This window comes from Caldalkalibacillus uzonensis (assembly GCF_030814135.1).
Classification (GTDB): Bacteria; Bacillota; Bacilli; order Caldalkalibacillales; family Caldalkalibacillaceae; genus Caldalkalibacillus; species Caldalkalibacillus uzonensis.
On sequence record NZ_JAUSUQ010000029.1, the window covers coordinates 1 to 16,095 of the forward strand.

Annotated in this window: 17 protein-coding genes and 3 pseudogenes; 4 read left to right on the forward strand and 16 right to left on the reverse strand. The window is 44.4% G+C overall.

Annotated features, from left to right (window positions below; genetic code table 11):
- Window positions 1-138: 138 nt before the first annotated feature.
- The 3 genes from J2S00_RS18980 to J2S00_RS18990 all read left to right on the forward strand — a co-directional run bounded on the left by J2S00_RS18980 (window position 139) and on the right by J2S00_RS18990 (window position 2,267).
- Entirely contained in the window at window positions 139-771 is a 633-nt protein-coding gene (locus J2S00_RS18980) for an FMN-binding negative transcriptional regulator (protein WP_307343665.1), read from the forward strand.
- 53 nt (window positions 772-824) lie between these two features.
- Window positions 825-1,463: a LysE family translocator gene (locus tag J2S00_RS18985; protein ID WP_307343668.1), complete on the forward strand. Its 639-nt coding sequence runs from the start codon at window positions 825-827 to the stop codon at window positions 1,461-1,463.
- Between the two features lie 87 nt (window positions 1,464-1,550).
- Complete coding sequence (locus tag J2S00_RS18990; RefSeq protein WP_307343671.1) at window positions 1,551-2,267, forward strand: B3/B4 domain-containing protein; 717 nt, start codon at window positions 1,551-1,553, stop codon at window positions 2,265-2,267.
- Window positions 2,268-2,694: 427 nt separating this feature from the next.
- Here the strand turns inward: J2S00_RS18990 and radC are convergent.
- The 7 genes and pseudogenes from radC to J2S00_RS19020 form a co-directional block, all read right to left on the reverse strand.
- Window positions 2,695-3,054 (reverse strand): annotated as a pseudogene (gene radC / locus J2S00_RS18995) (RadC family protein); the annotation flags it as partial.
- A gap of 132 nt (window positions 3,055-3,186) precedes the next feature.
- A complete protein-coding gene (locus J2S00_RS19000) occupies window positions 3,187-3,414 on the reverse strand; it encodes a hypothetical protein (protein WP_307343677.1) in 228 nt (75 codons plus the stop codon).
- Window positions 3,415-3,462: 48 nt separating this feature from the next.
- Entirely contained in the window at window positions 3,463-3,834 is a 372-nt protein-coding gene (locus J2S00_RS19005; protein WP_307343680.1) for a hypothetical protein, read from the reverse strand.
- On the reverse strand, window positions 3,806-4,045 hold the full coding sequence (locus J2S00_RS19010) for a hypothetical protein (protein ID WP_307343682.1): 240 nt from the start codon (window positions 4,043-4,045) through the stop codon (window positions 3,806-3,808). The genes J2S00_RS19005 and J2S00_RS19010 overlap by 29 nt, the downstream gene beginning before the upstream one ends.
- Window positions 4,046-4,587: 542 nt before the next feature.
- On the reverse strand, window positions 4,588-4,689 hold the full coding sequence (locus J2S00_RS19970) for a putative holin-like toxin (RefSeq protein ID WP_370875902.1): 102 nt from the start codon (window positions 4,687-4,689) through the stop codon (window positions 4,588-4,590).
- Between the two features lie 1,123 nt (window positions 4,690-5,812).
- The gene (locus tag J2S00_RS19015; protein WP_307343704.1) at window positions 5,813-6,169 is read right to left on the reverse strand and encodes a magnesium chelatase subunit ChlI family protein; all 357 of its coding nucleotides are present in this window, start codon (window positions 6,167-6,169) and stop codon (window positions 5,813-5,815) included.
- A pseudogene (locus tag J2S00_RS19020) lies at window positions 6,152-6,280 on the reverse strand (ATP-binding protein); the annotation flags it as partial. The pseudogene J2S00_RS19020 and the gene J2S00_RS19015, both read right to left, overlap by 18 nt.
- Before the next feature lie 35 nt (window positions 6,281-6,315).
- Here J2S00_RS19020 and J2S00_RS19025 point away from each other — a divergent pair.
- Window positions 6,316-6,774 (forward strand): helix-turn-helix domain-containing protein, encoded by a 459-nt coding sequence (locus J2S00_RS19025; RefSeq protein ID WP_307343684.1) that lies wholly within the window; start codon window positions 6,316-6,318, stop codon window positions 6,772-6,774.
- A 198-nt stretch (window positions 6,775-6,972) separates the two neighbouring features.
- Here the strand turns inward: J2S00_RS19025 and J2S00_RS19030 are convergent, their stop codons facing one another.
- The 9 genes and pseudogenes from J2S00_RS19030 to J2S00_RS19070 form a co-directional block, all read right to left on the reverse strand.
- On the reverse strand, window positions 6,973-8,142 hold the full coding sequence (locus J2S00_RS19030; protein ID WP_307343686.1) for an IS256 family transposase: 1,170 nt from the start codon (window positions 8,140-8,142) through the stop codon (window positions 6,973-6,975).
- Between the two features lie 395 nt (window positions 8,143-8,537).
- On the reverse strand, window positions 8,538-9,209 hold the full coding sequence (locus tag J2S00_RS19035; RefSeq protein ID WP_307343688.1) for a reverse transcriptase domain-containing protein: 672 nt from the start codon (window positions 9,207-9,209) through the stop codon (window positions 8,538-8,540).
- Complete coding sequence (locus J2S00_RS19040) at window positions 9,203-9,661, reverse strand: reverse transcriptase family protein (RefSeq protein WP_307343690.1); 459 nt, start codon at window positions 9,659-9,661, stop codon at window positions 9,203-9,205. The genes J2S00_RS19035 and J2S00_RS19040 overlap by 7 nt, the downstream gene beginning before the upstream one ends.
- A 563-nt stretch (window positions 9,662-10,224) precedes the next feature.
- A pseudogene (gene ltrA / locus J2S00_RS19045) lies at window positions 10,225-11,498 on the reverse strand (group II intron reverse transcriptase/maturase).
- A 197-nt stretch (window positions 11,499-11,695) separates the two neighbouring features.
- Complete coding sequence (locus J2S00_RS19050) at window positions 11,696-11,905, reverse strand: hypothetical protein (protein ID WP_307343692.1); 210 nt, start codon at window positions 11,903-11,905, stop codon at window positions 11,696-11,698.
- Window positions 11,906-12,147: 242 nt separating this feature from the next.
- A complete protein-coding gene (locus tag J2S00_RS19055) occupies window positions 12,148-13,392 on the reverse strand; it encodes an HAD-IIA family hydrolase (protein ID WP_307343693.1) in 1,245 nt (414 codons plus the stop codon).
- Between the two features lie 71 nt (window positions 13,393-13,463).
- Window positions 13,464-14,219 carry a class I SAM-dependent methyltransferase gene (locus J2S00_RS19060; RefSeq protein WP_307343696.1) on the reverse strand — a complete coding sequence of 252 codons (756 nt, stop codon included), beginning with the start codon at window positions 14,217-14,219 and terminating at the stop codon, window positions 13,464-13,466.
- 1 nt (window position 14,220) lies between these two features.
- Window positions 14,221-15,240: a thymidylate synthase gene (locus J2S00_RS19065; protein WP_307343698.1), complete on the reverse strand. Its 1,020-nt coding sequence runs from the start codon at window positions 15,238-15,240 to the stop codon at window positions 14,221-14,223.
- On the reverse strand, window positions 15,237-15,713 hold the full coding sequence (locus J2S00_RS19070) for a nucleoside 2-deoxyribosyltransferase (RefSeq protein WP_370875903.1): 477 nt from the start codon (window positions 15,711-15,713) through the stop codon (window positions 15,237-15,239). The genes J2S00_RS19065 and J2S00_RS19070 overlap by 4 nt, the downstream gene beginning before the upstream one ends.
- Window positions 15,714-16,095: the final 382 nt, after the last annotated feature.

A 16,095-nucleotide genomic window follows, 5' to 3' on the forward strand; every position in this document is an offset into this window, starting at 1 on the left:
TAGATACACGTACCAACCATACTGAATCGCTCATAAACCCAGGAGTAGTATGGGTTTATGAGCGTTTTGTTTGCCTAGTAACTGTCGAACTTGGGTTTTAATGCTTATATTTTTTGAACACAATTACAAGTTGAAAGGATGATTATTGTGTACATCCCTAAAAAATATCGTATGGATCATGATGAAGCAGTTCAAATAATGAAGTCTTACCCGTTCGCCATATTGATTACTGTGGATGAACATCGACCCTTGGCAACACATATTTCTGTAGAAATTCGGGTAGATGAGGGGAAAATATATGCGACTGGGCACATTGCATACGGAAACATGCAGAAAAAAACTTTGGATAATAATCGTGATGTGTTACTCATTTTCCAAGGGCCGCATGCTTACATTTCATCAAGTTGGTATGAGCATGAAGATGTTCCTACATGGAACTATTTAGCTGTACATGCGTATGGAACATCGCGTTTAATCACTGATGACGAGCTGATATCAGCTTTGGATACTATGCTTAAACACTATGAGTCTCACCGAGAAAATGGCCAGCTCTGGGATACGTTTGATCCAGAGTTTCTTAAGAGGCAAATGAAAGGAATAGTTGGCTTTGAAATTGAAATCACATCGATTCAAGCTGCAGCTAAAATGAGTCAGAATCGGAGTGACACCGAATACAAATCGATTGTTGCAGAGCTTGAAAAATCAAATGAACAAGGGGAAATCCAGGTTGCTCAGTGGATGCGTGAGAAACGGAAAGGGATATTTAAATGATAAGCCTATTCAGGTAAATCATGTGCTAAAAGTCATACAAGGAGTTGAATTTTATGGAATTATCAACGATTTGGTTATTTGCAATTGCTGCTGCTACATTGTTAATAATTCCTGGACCAGCTGTGTTCTATATTATGGGAAGAAGTATAGAGCAAGGGAAGAAAGCAGGCTTGGTATCAGTTCTAGGTGTTTCACTTGGTGGTTCTGTTCACGTTTTAGCTGGAGCAATCGGAGTTTCTGCTGTCCTTATGACATCAGCAACAGCTTTTAATATCGTTAAATACTTGGGGGCTGCTTATCTTATCTATCTGGGGTGTAAGACTTTATTTTCTACATCTGACAAACCGACTTCAGAAATTCCAAAAACTCCGTACAAAAATTTATTAAAGATTTTTTACCAGTCAGCACTTGTAGAAGTCATGAATCCTAAGACCGCACTCTTTTTTTTAGCCTTCTTTCCGCAATTCATATCACCTTCTGCTGGATCAGTCACAGTACAATTTTTGCTTTTAGGAACTATATTTATTATGCTGGCTCTTATTAGTGATGGGCTGTATGCCGTCCTTGCAGCAACTATTAGAGAGAGGATTCTGGGAAGTAAAGTGAGTTCAAAGCTACTGAATCGGGTAAGTGGTTATTTATATATTGTTTTAGGGGTATTCTCCGCCCTTGCAAGTCCCTCCAAAACATAAGCGAGATATGATGAATATTTCAAGTTGCAACATAACAAATAGCGCTTCGTCCAAGACAATAAGTAAAATGAAATGGAGTGATAGTTTATGCCTAGATTTATCATTGAAGATGATTTTTGGGCGTTATTCCCTCATGCAAAAATAGGCATCGTTATTTGCCAGGGGATTGATAATTCAATAAGGGACGTTAAATTCTACGAGAAACTGCTGCAGGAGGCAGAGAAAGAAGCACATAAATTTCTCCGTCAGGAGGAATTCAGCAGTAATCCAGTCATATCTGTTTGGCGAGAAGCTTTTAAGAAATTCAAAACAAAGAAAGGGGCAAGGTGTTCCATTGAAGCTTTATTAAAAAGAGTGAAAAATGGCAACCATATTGGCACAATAAACCCGCTTGTTGACATCTATAATTCAATTTCATTGCGTTATGGGCTTCCGTGTGGTGGAGAAGATATAGACACTTTTGTCGGCGATATTCGGCTAACGCAGGCAAATGGCAACGAGCCGTTTATCCCATTGGGAAAAGATGAAAATGCTTCGCCCTATAAAGGTGAAATTGTTTATAAAGATGATTACGGCGCAATATGCAGATGTTGGAACTGGCGTGAAGCTCAGCGGACAATGCTAACAGAAAATACGAAAAATGCGTTCCTCTGTATTGAATTAATAGATGAAACAAGAAGCGTTGAATTTCATTTGGCACTTAAAGAATTGTCTGATTTAGTGTCAGAGAATCTTGGTGGTAGTGTGAAGATTGAAGTGTTAGATATTTATAATAGAGAAGTTACAATCTTTAATACGGATTGACCACCATGTTAATTTCCAATGATACCTTCATGATCCTTTTTGGACTGCCGCTGAAAGTTCGAGTTGTACGCTCATTTTTTAACATCCTAATTAAATTCAAAAGCACACTCACCCAACAACTAGTCAAATGTGCTTTCGTTTTTACGGGCAACTTCCGAACTTTTATTGTTGCTGGCAACAGTTCCTCTTTCTCCATCTAGATCATGTCCAAAAAGTCATCCTGAATAGGAAAAGTTTTTTATATCGCGTTCTATGCCTTCTTCTAATTTTTGCACAACGCTTACCAATATTTTTTCGCCTATTGGCATGTATACCTTCCGTAGCTCTTTCCATTTTAGAGCATTTGTACGGTACAAATGAGGACTCAGGCACCCATTTTAAATTCCCCCAATGGTAAAGGAACCCCAAAAATGGAGTTCCTTTGTTTTTATATCAAACCTTTTTCCTTTAAGCTGTAATATGTTTCATCACCGATGACTATATGATCAAGAACCTCAATCCCAATATGTTCTCCAGCTTTTACAAGCCTTTCAGTCACTTGAACATCTTCACGACTAGGAGCAGGGTCCCCGCTAGGGTGATTGTGTGCTACGATTACAGCATCGGCACTATGCTTTATAGCCGTGTGAAATATCTCACGGAGATGCACAATAGAAGCATTAAGACTACCCATGAATATTGTACGTTCGTGGATTATCTGATTTTTTGTATCGAGACAAAGACAATAGAAATGCTCCTGTACTTTATCTTTGAATATCCCCATGAGATAATTAGCAGCATCATTGGGATTAACAGAATGTTTGGAACCAGTGAGAAGCCACTTCCCTAATAAGGGGTACTTCATCTCGATCTGAACCTCAGACCTTACACCTTCCCCGGTAACGAGGAAGGAAGTGGGGGTCAGTTTTTTGCACCTGCATTAAAGCTCACTCCCCCACCCGCCGTAAAATTCGGCGGCTTTTTGATCAGCAAACCGCAGGGCTTCGTTCCTGCTGGCCGTTTTCAGAAGAACTTCTGCCTTGTTCAAATCCAGCAATCTTTCGCCTTTTTCAACTTCTTCCTGAAGGGAAACAAGGCGAACTTTCGACACGGAAAACACAATCTCATCTCCCGTGTCTATGAAACGGCTTTTCATTACAAAAAACATACTTTCAGGCGTTACAGGACTCCCCACAACGCCCCTTCCCTCCTTCTCTTATTTTTTGCGGGAGACAAACCGTTTCGTCTCCCGTTTCTTTCCGTACCGGGTCAAGATGTTTTCATCCCATCCCAGCTTTTTTATACTGGTAGCCGAAAGAGATAAGTGCCGCCAAGGATTTTCTCCCTCGACAGCAATGATTTGAGCAAGATCTTTCAATGAATCTGGCTCAAAAGACCACGACACTGATATGGTATAGTCCCATACGGTATCGAGGGTTTCTACCGGGCCGTGGGTATCCACATAAGCCTTTAACTGGGCCTTCATAGATTTCAAAACGGCTTCCAGTCTCTCAATCTCGTTGGCAAGCTGGACAGCTTTTTCCGGTGTATCAACATGTTCAACGAGTTTTAAGGCAGAGCTGCTCATTGATAACACCTGCCTTTCTTTTTTGACCATATTTCAACCACCGGTAACGACCGGAGATAATATGGTCAAAAATTTCTTGGACCTCGCGATCCGACACTTCCTCCACGATGGAAAAAGTACCGTTTCGGGCCAGCAGTGTTTTCATTCTCCCCGTTTCATCCACAAATGTGATAAACCCTTCAGCCACTTTTTGCATGTGTTTCCCCGCCAAAGGCGGGACACCTCCCTCATTTTGTTTTTCTATAAAATGAAAAAAGCGACCCGGACACACCTTTCCAGATCGCTTTTTTAAGCAAACTATTAAAAGCGAGGATACACCCATAATTGGACGTACCTCGCCTTGTCTTTACATATTTGTTCGTCCCTCTGAGGGACTGGTTCCTCCTGTAAAATACAGAAGCACCGCTTTTGCGGGAGTGGCCTGCTCCCCTCACGCACCATATTTTTAGAGACGGGATGCGGAGGCGAAATACCAACCCATATCGTGAGGCCAACCACGATACCCGTCATTCGGCTGGTATCCTAGCTTAAGCATACAATACGATTAAAACGATGACAAGGGAAAATGTGGAAAGGACTGGGCTGAAATCAGTTTGCTAGTTAAATTTCATCTGGTATAATAAGGGTAAGATAAGCGTATAAATAAGATAAGACCAGGATGGGCATACATCCCGGTCTTAACAGCCGCACCGCAAAGTGAGCGGTTGACCAAGGAGAAAGTAATCCACTATCAGCTTGGCCGAGCAGGGTGGATTACTTTCTTGTTGTTTTGATGATTTGGATAACCAGTTGCAACAATGCTACCAGAAAAAGCCCTCCGGTAAACAGCAGTGTAAGCAATCCTAGTATATCCAACGGCCTCACCCCCTCTCACAAGAGGGTTCAACCGCCCACCCTGCTTATACGACTGCAATTCTATTATACTCTTTCTTGGACAAATTTACCATAGGATTTAGGAACCTACGTTCGGTAGAATAACAAAAAAATATAGAATTTCCAGTTTCTCCATTCCGTCCATTAATTGGGGCTGAAATTGGTTAGATGAAAACCAGAATGGTTGTGTGTTTAACTTTTTTGGTGGTTCTCATAGTCAAAAAGATATGAATGTTTTACACCGTGCTTCATGTAGATTTCTAAGAAGACTTCAAGACGAGGGAACTAGAACAGAGTATGAAAAAGTTTGTTCAAATGATTACGGTGAGTTAATTGAATTTGTTAAGAAAGAACGTGGCTCTTCCTGGAAATTATGCAGACGTTGTTTTTAACGTTTATTAGGTTCGTTTATAATACATACTTTGAATATGTTTTTAAAATGCGATAATTGACAATGTATAGGTTATCCAGTGGGGGTTTTACGACCAGCACGTTTTCCTCATTAGTATCTGTCGAATCAGTTCTGTTTTTCCGGAAAACATGCACCGGCAGACTCAATCCATCCGTTGGTCACGGGTATATCTCCTTTGTAGAAAAGGGCTGCATGGGATGTCCAACCCCTATATATTCAATATTTTTTTTGCACATTGCCAGCTTGACTGATGTCTGTTAAGGACGATTCTGTGGTCTGCACGTTAATTCTTTATATATTTTTGGGGGGAGAGGCCAGATTTTAAACCGGCCTTTTATTTTTGGTAAATTGATTCGTTTTTGATCCACACGTTATTCCCAGATCCCAACTGTAGAACATCTGATCAGGCCGTTTCCGTTCATCAAATCCTCATCGGTTGTCACTCGAACCTTGAAATCAGACAGAAACGGATTGAGTGGAGACAGGTATTCCAACTGCTCCGCTGTAGTCATGTCCGCGCTTGAGGGGAAAGTAACAGATGTATAAAGACGTAGGGGGGAAATGATCTTCAGGACTTGAGGACGGCTAGATTCCCATATTCATAAAACCAGTGGGCAACTGTTTAGATGTCCCCTACCAGAATGATAAGGAAAATCTCGTTCTTATCATAATTCATTGAATCATCTGTCATTCTCACTTCCCCAGCCTGTAACCAATCGCCTCGGCAATATCCTCTTCTTCGATCAAGTCATGACCGTTCAGATCAGCAATGGTGCGGGACACCTTCAAGATCTTGTGATAGCCCCGCATACTGAGCTGGTAATGCTCATACACCTCGCGCATCAACTCCCCTGCGCTCCGTGTCAGCTGACAAATGTCCTTCACTTCTTGAGCGGACAATAGTCCGTTGGGCTTGGTGGTGTTGGTTCGCTCCGCCTTAAACTGCAGTGCTTGCTCTACCCTGTTGCGGATTTTGGCCGTACGGTAATGATCGTTGTGTGGTGCAGGCGTACCCACAATGTCCTCATATCTTAACAAGGGCACCTCCACTTGCAAGTCAATGCGGTCTATGATTGGTCCTGACAGTTTGGCCCGGTAGCGTTCAATCTGGGTGGCGGTGCAGGTGCAGGGGTGCTTCTCGGTTTCATAACCATAATAGCCGCAGGGACAAGCGTGTGGTTCAGTCCTATGGAAAAGTGATAACTAAACGGGAACACACGCCTCTTGTACATAAGGTACATGGTCATGAAAAAGATACGCCAGGAATACGGCTTAGAAAGGCTCGATTGGAGAAAAATTTATTTTTGCGTGAGTTGGCGGAACTAACCGGGCTAACCCCTGAAAATATCAGAAATATCGAAAAGGATGTATATGAGTGTAAATCGGGGTTGAAAGTTACAACAGCTAAAAAGTTGGCCAAAGCATTAGATAAACCCATCTGGTATATTGGATTTTACGATAAACTCACAGAAAAAACACTTGGCCAAAAGTTGAAAAAGGCTCGCCTATATCATGGCCATACACTGGAAGAGGCAGCAAAATATTTGGGCGTTGATGAGAAAACCATCAGAAATTGGGAAAAGGATAAAAAGTCCCCACGGACTGATATGTTAAAAAGGTTGAAGAAATATTTGGAGATTTTGATAACAAAATAACTTTTAATTTGTGGCCAAGTACCGTCAAGAATTTTGTGTAAGCCCGTAGGGCACCTCTGGAATCGTGACTATATTTAGACCTTCATCATCCTTAATTACTAATGAAAAAGTATCAGAAGGTTCTGTCAAGGGCGAAGTGTATACGAGCCCTTTGACAGGTTCTTCGAACTTTTTAAAATGGCATAAGGATGATGAAGCTTATATCTCATAACGTTCTTTAAACATAGCTTGCAATTGTTGATAGGCACTAGCAAATCCACGTAATTTTCTTTCTGACCATTTGTGATTGATATCCTGTACAGTAAGGTACACGATTTTTTCGGCTGCTTTGACATCTGGAAGACTGTTCATGGGTCTTAAACGTTTTTTAATTTCTTTAATGGTTCTTTCAATCCAGTTGGTGGTGTAAATGACACTGCGGATGGCTGATGGATAGTTTAAAAAGGTGAGCAGTGTCGGTAAATTATTTTCCCATGATTCGACTTCTTTAGGATAGCGACGACCCCATTTCTCTTTAAAGCTTTCAAACTGTGCAAGAGCCTCCTTTTGACTAAACGAATGATAAATGGCTTTAAGGTCTTCGGCTACAGCTTCCCGATCTTTAAGGCGTACGCGATTTAACGTGTTGCGAACTTTATGCACGACACAATGTTGCACATCCGCTTTAGGATAAACGGCTCGAAATGCTTCTTCTAAACCAGGTAATCCGTCAAAAACACCAAGGAGCACTTCCTGTAGACCACGCTTGTATAAGTCTTGTAACAGATCACGCCAGCCCAGTGCACTTTCTGAACCCCCAACGTAGAAACCAAGAATTTCACGATACCCATCTTCAGTAACACCAACGGCGATATAGATCACTTCATGAGCCACGGTATCCCGGCGAAGTTTGATATAAGTCCCGTCTAAATAGAGAACGGAGTAGCGCTTCTTTAACGGTCTTTGCTGCCATTGTTTGATGTCTTCCAGAGCAACTTCAGTAATGTTGCTGATCGTTGTGGCTGAATAGGCTGAGCCTAAGATTCTTTCGATAAATTGACCGATTTCTCGTGTGCTCATACCACTTTGATACATTTTGATAATGGCTGTCTCAAGCCAACCATCACGACGTTGGTAAGGTTCAAAGAGCTGCGTATGAAAGTAACCTTTACGATCACGTGGGACCGAAAGGTTCTCTATTTTACCGTACCGGGTGTCCAAAGAACGCTGATAGTAGCCATTTTTACTGTTCTTCTCATCAGATCTCTCGACCTTAAGGAAGTTTTCGAGTTCCTCTTTCATAATCAGCTCGAGCTTTTCTTTAATAAAATCCCGCAACAAGTTTTCAAGTTGATTTTCTAGCCCAGAATTTGCTAAACTTGATTTCATAAGGTAGGGTACTCCTTTCTGTTATGGAATCTCGACAATTCCGAGGATACCCTACCTGTTTTTTTGTTTTCAAGTCTATTGCTTACACAAAATATTTTACGTCATCTCGGATCGTGAAGAATTTTATACATTTTTGAATAATAATGCCATAGAAAATTTAGATTTATAAGGGTCTATTTTTTATAAGGGGTATACAAAAGATGTACCCGAGGGGAATTTCTAAGACTCAAAGAGGCGGATAGAGGCCTCATTTGATTTTTCTTGATTACATATATATCGAGTAGGAGGGGGTGACTAACCCCCGTCTCCGGGTAGAGAGGCCACCCAATTGGTGGCCCGAACCCCCACAGAACCTGGCGTGCAGATTTCCCGCACCGGGCTCTTCAGAAAAAGATTCATAGTATGACGTACAATTTCAATTCCTTATAAGGGATTGAAATTCTCGGACGCACAATAGGAAACCAGGATTTGATTTGGGCATATCTCTCCCATGTCACATAACCTTTCCTGCTACGGCTGCATAACATCTTGTGCCAATATTTATCTGTTGCTTGGTACACCTTGTAGAGTGACTTTAAATTTCCTGCCATCCCATAATAATTGTAGTGCCCTCGCAACATCTGATTAATCTTCTCAACCTGCTCAGGAATAGGCCAATGGCGAATCAAACGCAATGTTGTCTGTATTTTACCAATGCTCCGCCTGAGACGTTTCTTTTCCGTCTTTCGTCCCACCATGAAGTTTCCTTTCCTGTTTCGCGTACAAAAGTGTGTAAAACCGAGAAAATACAGCGTTTCTGGCTTCTTTTTACCCTGTGCTTTGGCCTGTCTGCTTGCAAATCTCCCAAACTCAATAAGGCGGGTTTTATCCGGCTCCAGCTCTAGTTTAAATTTATGGAGCCGTTTCTTTAGCGCTTCATGGAAACGATTGGCATCTGCCCGGTATTGAAAGCAAACGATGAAGTCATCAATGTAACGAATAAGGTAAGCCTCACCTTTTAGGCGTGGTTTTACAGCCTTTTCAAACCATAAATCCAGCACATAGTGCAAGTAAATGTTACTCAGCAAAACATCTTTCCGCTGATGATTTCATTGAGTGTAGCCAGTGCATGATGCTGACCTCTTCCCGGTCTGCCACCAAAAGAACAGTCCAGAAAATCCTGCTCATATATGGCATTAAGGACTTCAGCCGTACTTCTTTGCAACGCTCGATCAGCAATGCATGGGACACCGAGTGGCCGCTTCTCTGCCTTACCTGGTTTGGGTATCCATACCCGGTTCACAGCAGGCGGCTTGTACCCCTTGCGGTGTACGGCCCTCAACATCTCTTCTGACCAGTTTGCAAAATCTTTGGACGCCTCTTCTTGGGTGATGCCATCTATTCCCGGTGCGCTTTGTTTGGGTATGTGTTGCAAGCATTTCCATAGCCTATCTTTGGTTATATGATGGGCAAGTGACGTAAATCGAAGCGTTGGTTCCTGTCTCGCTTTCTCTGCTATTCTTTCTAATTTTGTTGTCATGGCTAGGTTTCCCCTTCCTTTGGATGAAGGCCTGTATCCTCCCTTTGAATGGAGCCCATGTTGCCTTAGAAAGATTCCATTTCTGCTGACCGCTTCCCCACGTAGCAGGCTCTCCCTGCCTCAGAGTACTATCAGTCAGTAAGACTTCCAGCAGGCCATCAGGTATCCCTTGCTTTGTTAGGCTTGTTCAACCCTATCCACTCAGGTGGAAGCCTGCTGGATCTCCCTTGTTCCCAAGGAGCCCATGGGCAGCATGCCGTAGGTACGAACCCCGGAAGCAACAGTCATCCCCTCGCCTTAACGGTGATGCTGTTTCTGCTTTCCCCATAGAGAAATAAGGTCAGCTACTTCGAGCACGTGTGATTTCGGGGCTAATAATCCTGTTCACTTTATTCCGGCCTACTGCCTTCCTGTCTACGCTTCGCCGTACATGTTACCATGCACCACGCAAGACTCGGTACAGGACTGCTGGCTAAGCTTTATCCTGGTAGCCATTTCAGGCTACTTGTGCTCCTTGAACTTGCAAGGCGCAACTCTCACACCACCTAGCATGCGGGTCCGCACTAGGCGGTTCGCCAATCTTGACGAATGTCGCAATATCTCTGCGTTAAACCCTTAAGCCCTTGCGCAAGCCAATAGGCTTTGCTGAGGGCTTTGTGTAGTTGAGGCGTTTTAGTCGTTCGCCATGCCCCTTTACGGGTATTGGCAATCTCGAATACTTCATGTTCTTTAAGTCCAAGCGCCCTTAGTTCGCGGATTCGGGTTCGGATTCGTTTCCATTGATGCCAACGGCATAACCTGAGTCTTCTCCTTATCCACTCTTCTAAACGCTTCAAAGGGCTTGGTGTCTCGATTAGGGCAAAGTATCCTATCCATCCCATCGTGTATTGATTCAGTTTCTCGATTCGTTCCTCCATTGATATGCTCCAGTTTGGATTGGTCAGCTGCCGTATCTTGGTCTTAAAACGTTGGATAGACTTCGGGGCAAGGCGTATCCGGGCCTGGCGTTGGCTGGTGAAGCTGAAGCCCAGAAACTTCCTCCGCCATGGCCGGTCGACCGCGCTTTTCTCCTCATTGACTTTGAGTTTTAGCTTCTTCTCCAAGAATCTTTGGATGCTTTGCTTCACACGTTGTCCTGCGCGCTTGCTGCGCACGTAAATGTTACAGTCATCCGCGTAACGGCAGAAGCGCACCCTCGCTTTTCAAGTTCCTTGTCCAAGTCATCAAGAAGAATATTGGCCAATAGCGGGCTCAATGGGCCCCCTTGCGGAGTCCCCTCCTCTGATCGGACTTTGACACCAGCAATCATGATCCCAGCTTTTAAATAGGCCCGTATCAGCTTCAGGACACGCTTGTCCTTCACCCGTCGTGCCACCCGGCTCATCAAAATGTCGTGATGAACCCGGTCAAAGAATTTCTCCAGGTCAATGTCCACAACGTATCTATATCCCTCTTGGATATATTGTTGCGCTTGCCGGACGGCATCATGGGCCCGGCGTTGGGGTCGAAATCCATAGCTGTTGGACGAAAAGTGAGGGTCAAAGATGGGTGTAAGCACTTGGAGAATGGCTTGTTGGATGAAACGGTCTATCACGGTGGGGATGCCTAACAGCCTGACACCTCCGTCAGGTTTCGGGATTTCAACCCTTCGGACAGGTGCTGGCTGGTAGGTCCCCTCCAGCAGTTTTTGTTTAATGGCTGGCCAATGCTCCCGGAGGTAATCTCGGAGGTGTTCAGTTGAAACCCCGTCGATGCCGGGAGCGCCTTTGTTAGCCTCCACACGTTTGAGTGCTTTGGTTAAATTTGGCCGTGATAAGATGTTCTCCAACAAAGCCATCGAGATATTTCTCCTTTCGCGGGATGAGGTGTCAGGTCTTGCCGGGCAATGCTCAGCCCTCATTCCAAGGCCCTCCGGGCTTCACCCATCCTTCCTTGGAGGAGTTCCGTCAGGAATTCTGCTTCAACGCATTGCGTCTCGAAAGAGTCTGATTCATCCCTGAATTGACGTTCGGTCCTTCCCTTTTCAGGCGTCCCTTACTCAGGTACTATGACCTCTGCTGACTCCTGTACGTTCAGCAAAACCTTTCGGTTTTGGTTACCATCTTCAGATGGCGTACCATACAGGCCTCCCCGGATAAGAGCACGGACTTTCCACTCATGTACCTGCCCAATATACTGCCACAACCCTTGGCGGCTTTGGACTTCGTCTTGTTTGGCAGACTCATCCGGTTGTAACAGCCTCAAATTGGGTTCGTGTACCTCAGGTCGAGTGTTTGCCTCCAGCTTCCTTCAGATTCCGCCTCACGGCGGACACCCTTGCTTTCAGCTAACGGTAGGCGCTCGCCAGCCCCCGTTCGGGACTTTCACCCTATAGTCACGCACCCATGCCGGGCGTACCAAAAAAGACGGCTCAGTTTGCTAGCCGTCTTTTTTATATGCTATCTACCCCCGAATTTATTCGGGGAAGGATGTCATAAAACCTCTATCTATCTTATAAATGCAGAAAAATCGGATGCTAATGCATCCATCAACCACTGTGGATGCATAGGAAGCATATCGGCGGGAAGTTCCGCTGGATTAAAGAACTTGACTTCTGCGGATTCTTTTCTATCGGCTCGTATGTTCCCGCCATCCACACGACAGAGGAAACACAATGTTATAAACTGAACTACGTCGCCCGAAGGATAGCTGAACACTTGTGATGCTGGATGGGAGTAGACACCGATAAGCCGTTCCACTGTTACTTCCAGACCTGTTTCCTCCATGACTTCACGCTTAATGGCTTCTTCGACGGTCTCACCGGGTTCAACATGTCCAGAGGGAATCCCCCATAATCCATTGTCAATGCGTTTCATCAGAAGAACATCTCCTTGCTCATTGAACACCACTGCCGCAACACCGGGTTCTACGCGTTCTGGCCAGGGAAATGGCGGTTTGCTCCACGGTACAACAGTCATTGCAGGATCAAACAAGGATGACAAGTTGCGAATTGTAACATCCGGAGCACGAAAATCGTATTTGGAAGGGAAAGTGACTGGCGCTTCGGAGATAAGGATTCCCGTATAACCCATTCCATGCGCCCCGAGAATGTCGGTTTCGGGTGAGTCTCCAATCATGACAATGCGTGCATTAGCAGGTAGATCTTCGGTTGCTATTTGAAACATGACTGGGCTAGGCTTTCCAATCACGACTGGACGCCGTCCCGTAGCCGCCTGTACCGCTCGGATAAGTGATCCAGTGGCCAAACTTCTGCCAGAAGAAACGGGGAACGAGGTGTCCCCGTTTGTCGCAATAAAGTCAGAACCCTGTTGAATGTATTGTACCGCCTCGTTCACTTGCCGCATCGTTATATCGTCGTCATAACCGATCACCACTGCCTGAGGTTGATTATCAGTGTTTATCCTTACCTGCTGTAGACTACTCCTCATTTCTGAGAGGAAGTCCGGCGTTCCTAATGCAAACACAGATGAATAGCCGCGCCGTTGAATGTATTGGATTGTGGCCCATCCTGATGTATATACTTGCTGTTCATTTACATCCAGTCCCAATCGACGCAAGCGTTGCGTAACTTGTTCTCGTGTTGCCCGAGGATCGTTGGTAAGGAATCGTATAATCTTCCCCATTTGTCGAAGTCGTTCAAGGGATAATTTAACGTCCGGAAGTAGCTCATTCTCCAGATAAATGACCCCGTCGAGATCAAATAGGAACACGTCAAATTCTGCAGCAATCACCTGCTGCCCCCCTTTTCATGTGAGATAAAGACGGTCTCTGTAGAACACCGTATGGTACACTTAGCCACTATTTACTTCCTTGCGACAAAGATAACAAATGGCGGATACTCTGTTTCCCCCATCCATGAGCATGAGTGTTCCGCCGTAAAGGATTCCAGTTCTTGTTTCGGTATATCTTTGAGCGTCGGCTCCAGTACGTCAATTATGCTGAATCCCGCTTCTCTCAGTGCCTCAATGTACATCTTCTTGGGCCAATGATAATCATAAAGAATCAACTCAGAATGATCAGGAAGACGTAGCCGCACTTCCCTTTGTTCTCCATATGCATACTGTCTTCCCGACTCCCCACTTCGAAAAGTCGAAAAGCTGATCCCCGTGGTATCTGGATTTGTATCTAGTATGATATACTTCGCACCCGGTTTGAGTACTCTGTATATCTCTTTGATAATTCGCCGAATTTGTTCTTCTGATGCGATATTGATGAACACATAACATGTCATTGCGCCATCAACGGAGTCGTCTTTCACAAAGTCTAGGCGATCATTCTTCACTAGACGATAATTAATGAAAGGATGCGAACGTCTCTGACGAGCAATTTCCAACATGCTTTCCGACGCGTCTACCGCCAAAACCGAGTGCTCTGCTTGCGTCACGTATCGAAGCGCCACTTTCCCGGGACCACATCCGTAATCTAGTATCAGTGCCCGAGTAGTGCGTAGTTCTTCGAACTGCCGGAATATGAACCTGTATCCAAGAAGTTGCTCGGGAATGTCTTCGTAGTATTCGAAAGCACGTGCGATCTCTTTGGAAGACCAAGACGTGTCCATGTCAGTCCCTCCCCCTATATTGCATTACATCATTCACATACGAAGACCAACGGTTTGCGACCAAGTACTGGTAAACGGGGATCAGCAGTTGATAGATTTCCCGTTTGATGGCCTTCTCGCGCACTATCTCTCGATACACCTCAAACAATATGACGACCTGTCTCCAGTACTCGGGCAAGCTCAAGTTCGACAAGTCAGAAACACTGGGTTTAAATTCGTTCTCTCTTAGCCGTTGCTCCAACTCAAGAACTACGTGGATATACCTCCAGTTGTCCCCTAGTGGCATCCGTGGAAAACTAAATGGATACATGTATGACTGAATTTTTTCCGCCTCAGCAATAACCTTTTCTGCCCATTGATAATCGGATTCGTATACGTGGGCCGAGCCCACCATGTGGCAATATGAGCCGACTTCGAGCCCAAGTTGTCGCGCCAAGAGTTCTTGAACAAACGTAAAGGAGAAAACATCGCTTACAATTCCGCGAAATGCATCGTTGGCACGCATATAAGTCGTCATGTATAATTTTCCGTTCCGCACAAAAAACTGCCACCCGATAGTACATGATACGTCAATGTTGTCACGGGTTAGGCTCTCGCTGGGATCGAAGATTTGAATCACAGCACGCTTTGTTTCCGGATCGTCGTTTGTTAGCAGATTTACTATCCGATCCCATTGGTTGATTTGCTCAGGCCCAAAGCGGAAAATCTTAGGTCCATATGCAGTCCCTGTGAGTGTTCTTTGGTCTGCGGAATACTTTTGCATGGATTTCGCGTAGTATGAAATGAAATCGAGACTATTACTTCCCGCCAAATACCATAACACTTCAGCGAAACAGAAGACGATATTTGTCCTTCGGGAGGGTAAGTAGCATACTCGTTCAACAGGGTTCAAAATCACAAAAGCATTGTTGAGCACCTCACGACTCCTGAACCCGCGTGGAGCATTGTAGAACTGTGGGTTATTATAAACTAACTTCAGATTTTCGACATATGCATCATGAAATGTATTGTATTGTCTCATCCCCCGGTTTGTCCCCTCCTCATTTGGGTTTGATCCGGAAGGAGAACCTCTAGTTCGCGATAGTAATCCACGGGTTCTCGGAACCAAATAAACGTCACGTCCGCCACAGCATGAAGACCTCTAATGAGAAACGCGTAGTCCTGTCCGTGTTCGAGTAGTAATAGAATGTGTTTACCGAAGGCTGAGGCCCACCCGATTTCAATGTGAGTGCCTGGAGAAGGAGGACTTCCCGGAAATGCGACAAAATAATCACAGGACCGAATTTCTTCAAAGTCAATCTTGGTGCATTCTTCGGGGGTCATGAACGCTTTTCCCCATTTCTCACGCTTGTGCGCATTGTGTACCGTATAGCCCTTCGATTCGAAAAATTCAATTAGTTCCTCGTACTGTTTCCGAAATCGCTTGTCCATTTCTCCACTTCTGGGATCCATTAGGCTCTTAAAGGGACCAGCGAGAAAAATCTTTTTCGTCATGGACCATGCTCCTTTCCATGATGTGCCCAGGGGTTTTCCCTGTGCGTTTTACTTGTATATGTCTCGGCATCCCCTAGTTCACGCAGAGATACGAGGTAAAGTAGTATGAATCATTCTAAATAAAATAATAAATATAATAAGGTTAAGATACCAAATTATTAATAATACGCTCATCGGAACCAGTAGGTACCGTCAAGAATTTTGTGTAAGCCCGTAGGGCACCTCTGGAATCGTGACATATTTAGACCTTCATCATCCTTAATTACTAATAAAAAAGTATCAGAAGCTTCTGTCAAGGGCGAAGTGTATACGAGCCCCTTGACAGGTTCTTCGAACTTTTTAAAATGGCATAAGGATGATGAAGCTTATATCTCATAGCGTT